The 4,417-nt window shown below is 67.8% G+C and carries 9 protein-coding genes; 3 read left to right on the forward strand and 6 right to left on the reverse strand.

Going from position 1 to position 4,417, the window contains the following annotated elements; all coding sequences use genetic code 11:
* The coding region (locus tag ACFR9S_RS01920) for an aminopeptidase P family N-terminal domain-containing protein (RefSeq protein WP_379817946.1) at positions 1-468 on the reverse strand (468 nt) is incomplete at its 3' end.
* Positions 469-575: 107 nt separating this feature from the next.
* Here ACFR9S_RS01920 and ACFR9S_RS01925 point away from each other — a divergent pair.
* Positions 576-1,121: a GNAT family N-acetyltransferase gene (locus tag ACFR9S_RS01925; RefSeq protein WP_379732317.1), complete on the forward strand. Its 546-nt coding sequence runs from the start codon at positions 576-578 to the stop codon at positions 1,119-1,121.
* Between the two features lie 15 nt (positions 1,122-1,136).
* Here the strand turns inward: ACFR9S_RS01925 and ACFR9S_RS01930 are convergent, their stop codons facing one another.
* Together ACFR9S_RS01930 and ACFR9S_RS01935 are read right to left on the reverse strand one after the other, a co-directional pair.
* Positions 1,137-1,544, reverse strand: coding sequence for a hypothetical protein (locus ACFR9S_RS01930; protein WP_379817948.1), 408 nt, complete (start codon positions 1,542-1,544; stop codon positions 1,137-1,139).
* 47 nt (positions 1,545-1,591) lie between these two features.
* On the reverse strand, positions 1,592-2,221 hold the full coding sequence (locus ACFR9S_RS01935) for an NAD(P)-dependent oxidoreductase (protein WP_379817950.1): 630 nt from the start codon (positions 2,219-2,221) through the stop codon (positions 1,592-1,594).
* Between the two features lie 97 nt (positions 2,222-2,318).
* On the opposite strand from ACFR9S_RS01935, the gene ACFR9S_RS01940 reads away from it, so the two are divergent.
* A complete protein-coding gene (locus ACFR9S_RS01940) occupies positions 2,319-2,648 on the forward strand; it encodes a winged helix-turn-helix transcriptional regulator (RefSeq protein WP_379732461.1) in 330 nt (109 codons plus the stop codon).
* Positions 2,649-2,650: 2 nt separating this feature from the next.
* Here the strand turns inward: ACFR9S_RS01940 and ACFR9S_RS01945 are convergent, their stop codons facing one another.
* From ACFR9S_RS01945 to ACFR9S_RS01955, 3 genes are all read right to left on the reverse strand, one after another.
* The gene (locus ACFR9S_RS01945) at positions 2,651-2,986 is read right to left on the reverse strand and encodes a DUF4112 domain-containing protein (protein ID WP_379732462.1); all 336 of its coding nucleotides are present in this window, start codon (positions 2,984-2,986) and stop codon (positions 2,651-2,653) included.
* Complete coding sequence (locus ACFR9S_RS01950; RefSeq protein ID WP_379732463.1) at positions 2,987-3,265, reverse strand: UPF0058 family protein; 279 nt, start codon at positions 3,263-3,265, stop codon at positions 2,987-2,989.
* A gap of 100 nt (positions 3,266-3,365) precedes the next feature.
* Entirely contained in the window at positions 3,366-3,578 is a 213-nt protein-coding gene (locus ACFR9S_RS01955) for a DUF7120 family protein (RefSeq protein ID WP_053947743.1), read from the reverse strand.
* Positions 3,579-3,745: 167 nt separating this feature from the next.
* On the opposite strand from ACFR9S_RS01955, the gene ACFR9S_RS01960 reads away from it, so the two are divergent.
* Positions 3,746-4,336 carry a sulfite oxidase-like oxidoreductase gene (locus ACFR9S_RS01960; RefSeq protein ID WP_379732464.1) on the forward strand — a complete coding sequence of 197 codons (591 nt, stop codon included), beginning with the start codon at positions 3,746-3,748 and terminating at the stop codon, positions 4,334-4,336.
* Positions 4,337-4,417: the final 81 nt, after the last annotated feature.

Consider the following 4,417-nt stretch of genomic DNA (forward strand, 5'->3'; position numbering starts at 1 on the left):
GCGCTCGTGTTCGGTCCCGGACTTGATCCCGCGCACGTCGGCGACGATCCCGCCGGCACCGACGAACTCCCGGTCGGGCAGCAGGTCGTCGAGTCGGAGGTACATCCCGTGGGTCAGCCCATCGGCGACGTTGTCGTCCCGATCGAAGTTGACCGCGACCGTCTCGGCGCCCAGCCGCGCGAGCGTCTCCCGGAGGGGTTCCTCGATCGACTCGTCGTACGGCCGGACCTCGTGAACGCCCAGTTCCTCCGCTGTCGGCGCGTCGTGCTGACCGAGCACGACCGTCGACTCCTCGGATCCGATCACGATCGCGGTCGGCCAGACCACGTCGAACCCGAGCACGTACGGCAGCGTCGGCTCGTGGATCTCGTCGGTCTCCCGGCAGAAGATCAGCCACACGTCGGCGTCGCTCTCGGCGACGGCGTCGCGGGCCTGCTCGACTTTCTCCGCAACGAGGCTCGCGTCCATACCCCCTCCTGCGCCGGCGGCGGCTTAGTTCCGGGGGCTATCCCCCGGCAAGAGCGTTTATACGGATCGACTCGTGATATGTGCACAAGTACCACAGGTGGAGAGTCGTGATAGGAAAGCTACGCTGGGGCGTCGACGGACTCCTCGATCGCATCAGGCCGTCGCGGATCCGCCCGACTGCGCCCCCGGAGACGTTCGTCGACGGCGAGGGGCGGGAGGTACGGGTCCGGCCGTACCGCGAGGAGGACTTCGCGGGGCTGGTCGAGATGTATCACGAGTTCGACCCGGAACTGCGGGCACAGGGGACGCCCCCGGTCGGCACCGAGAACATCGAGGCGTGGATCGACGACCTCCTCGACGGCGTGAACGTCGTCGCGATCCACGACGGGCAGCCCGTGGGTCACGTGAGCTTCGTCCCCGACGGTATCGACCGCCACGAACTCGCGATCTTCGTCCACCAGGAGTACCAGCACGCCGGGGTCGGCAGCCGCCTCATGGCGAACGGGCTGGGGTACGCCCGGGAGCAGGGCGTCAGGTACGTCTGGCTGACCGTCGAATCACGGAATCGCGGGATTCAGCGATTCTACAGCCACGCTGGCTTCTCGACGGTGAGCCCGATGGGCGCTGCTCACCGGATGTCCCGGACGCTGTGAACCGGGGGGACACGCCTACCGAGCGAGCAGGAACGAGCCGACGAGGTAGACGCCGACGGCGACGGCCAGCCCGGCCGGGAGTCCCAGCAGCAGGTCGGGGCCGCGAGCGAACCCGAGTGCGAGCATGCCGATCGCGCCGACTTCGAGGCCGAGCCCGAGCAGCCCCGGGCCGGCGCTCCGATCGACGCGGTCCGTCGCCGCGGCGAACCGCTCGCCGTCGTCCATCGCGGCCGAGAGTCCGACGAACCACGGGAGGAACAGGAACGCGCCGACCCCGGAGAGGCCGCCGACGGCGACGCCGTAGGGGACGCTTTCGAGCGTCAGCACGCCGACGGCGGTGAAGGCGACGATCTGCATCAGGGCCGATCCGACGCCCAGCATCGTCAGGAACCGATCGCTCGGTTCCTCGGCGGTGGAGGACATGGCCGGGCGGTCGGCTGGCGGGAGCAAAAACGTCCCGCCTCGCGTGTTCAGTAGCCGACGCCGAACTTCTCGTGGACGCCGTCGCCGGACTCCAGCTCGTCGACGAGCGCGATCGCGAAGTCCTCCATCGAGACGTAGCTGTCGCCCGACTCGTCGGTCACCAGTTCGTCGACCGCGGTGCGGTACTCCCCGGTCCGCTCGCCGGGTTCGATCAGCGCCGCGGGCGCGACGTAGCTCCACTCGAGGTCCTCGATCTCCTCGCGGAGCCCGTAGGCGTCGATGGCGGCGCTGGCGACCGGCACCCACTCCTCGGGGAAGTCGTCGGTCTCGATGAGGCGGGTGTCGGGGCCGACACGCAGGATGCCCGCGCCGCCGGTCCAGACGAGGCGGTCGACGCCGCCGCGGCGCATCCCCTCGATCACGGCCTCGATCATCGTCGTCAGCACCTCGGGGTCCTCGTCCTCGCTGGGGCCGAGCGCCGAGACGACGGCGTCGTGGCCGGCCGCGAGCTTGGCGACCGCGGCGGCGTCGGTGGGGTCGCCGGCGGGGGGNNNGTCGTCGACGCCCTCGACCGCCCCGCTCCGGGAGACGCCAGTGACGCGGTGCCCCCGGTCGAGAAGCTCCGTCGCGGTTCGTCGTCCGATCCGTCCGCTCGCGCCGAGTAGGAGTACGTCCATGGTGGGTGTCACGACGACGTGGTTACGTCGTCACACCTGATGTTGGAGAGTGACCGACAAATAGTTCCGCGAACGTCGGCGTGACCAGGTTACACCGATGTCATCGACCGCCGACCTCGAAGCCGAGTACCGGGACTGCCCCGTGATCGAGACGCTCGAACAGATCGGCTCCCGCTGGCGGATGACCGTCATCCACGTGCTCAGGGAGGGCGAACTGCGGTTCAACGAACTCAAGCGCGCCACCGACGCCAACTCCCAGACGCTTTCGCGCGTGCTCGACGACTTGGAGGAGCAGGGGTACGTCGAGCGCCGAGTCGCGGAGGGCAGCCCCGTCGCGGTGTACTACTCGCTGACGCGGAAAGGGCAGGAGCTTCACGGCGCGTTCGACGAGATCGCCGAGTGGGCCGAGACGTGGCTCGACGAGTGAGGTCAGTCGGCGGAGACGTGACGTTCGATCCGTGCGACGTTCCGCCGGTTGCCTTTCCACGCGACGTCGAGCAGGTCACCGAACAGCGGGACGCTCCCGAGCGCCGCTTCGAGTAGAACGAGCAGCAGCATCCAGAGGCAGGTGCGTTTGGGCATCCCCAGTCGGTAGCCCTGGTAGACGATGTACGTCGATGGGAGGACGATCAGCCAGTCCCCGGCGACGGGCAGCAGGCCGACGATGCCGTCGATCCCGACGTCCCCGACCAGCGGGAGCGTGACGGCTGCGTCCAGCAGCTCCGCGACCGTGCGGGCCCGGGCGAGCCGAGCCGGCTCGCTCATTTACAGTCGGCTCTCGGCGTCCTCGGCGAGCTCCTGCATCCGCTTACCGATCCGGCCGGCCGAGGAGAACTCGTCGTCGCTCATCGCGTTGGCGAGGGCGTTACCGAGCACGAACACGGCGTGTTTGTGCTCGCTTTTGGATTTGTGGACGTGGGAGGGGTCCACGTCGAGCTCGTCGTACTCGTCGAACGTCCCCTCCTCGACGTCCTCGCGGTCCCGGAAGTTCTCCATGATGATCACCATCTGTTCGTGGAGTTCGAGCAGTTCGTCCTTGTGCATACCCGAACCACGCGGTTCCGGCGGTTAAACGTTATTGGGGTGATGTCTCACACGGACGGCCGAGACTCAGGGCTGCGAGCGATACTCGCGGAAAACGGCGTCAGAAGACGTACTCGTCCTCGTGGCCCATCATGCCCTCCTCCTCGTACTCGGGCTCCTCGTCGTCCATCGGGCCACTGGTCTTGTAGGCTTTCAGTCCCGTCGAGAGCAGCTCTTCGACGGCTTCGTTCCGATCCACGAACTCGCCCTGCTCGACGAGCTGTGCGATCTGCATTTCGAGGTGCTCGGGGACGGTGAGATCGACCTTGGGCATCTGTCAGGGGGGTTTGGCACAGCGGGTATTTAAGTTCGTTGGCGCATCCCCCCGAACGGAGAACGTGCCGTAGAAGCGCTTTCCTTCCGGTTCGCGGTGTCGTCGCGATCACCTCTCGGCCCGCCGATTCCGATAACCATAGGTGAACGGACCCACTGGGTTCGAGTATGACTACGGACGTTACGGCGCTCCACGAGGAGTTCGACGGCGAGCGCCTCCCGCCGGGCCAACGGCAGACCGAGAGCTTCCCGGTGCTGTCGAAGGGGGAGACGCCGGCCGTCGACGACGACTGGACGTTCACCGTCTCCGGCGCCGTCGAGGACGAGCGGGAGTTCTCCGCCGCGGAGTTCAAAGCGCTCGCGCCCGAGACCCAGATTCAGGACTTCCACTGCGTCACCGGCTGGTCGAAGTTCGACTGCGAGTTCACCGGGCTGCCGTTCCCCGAACTCGCCGACGCGGTCGGCGTGCAGGACGACGCCGAGCACGTCATGTTCCACGCCCACGACGGTTACACGACCGATCTCCCGCTCGCGGAGTGTGACCGCCGGGAGGTCATGTTCGTCTGGGCGTTCGACGGCGAGCCGCTCCCCGCCGAACACGGCGGGCCGCTCCGGGTGGTCACGCCCCACAAGTACGCCTACAAGGGCGCGAAGTGGGTGAGCGGCGTCGAGTTCCTCACCGAGCCCGAACTCGGCTACTGGGAGAAGCGGGGGTACTCCGACTCCGCGAACCCGTGGAACGAGGAGCGGTACAGTTAGGGCCGCCCACCGAAAAGAGAGAGCAGATGGAGTCACCGCGGCAGGCCGGCGTCGACCCGGCCGAGACGACGCTCGTCGCCG

Source organism: Halolamina salina, from assembly GCF_042678005.1.
Classification (GTDB): Archaea; Halobacteriota; Halobacteria; order Halobacteriales; family Haloferacaceae; genus Halolamina; species Halolamina salina.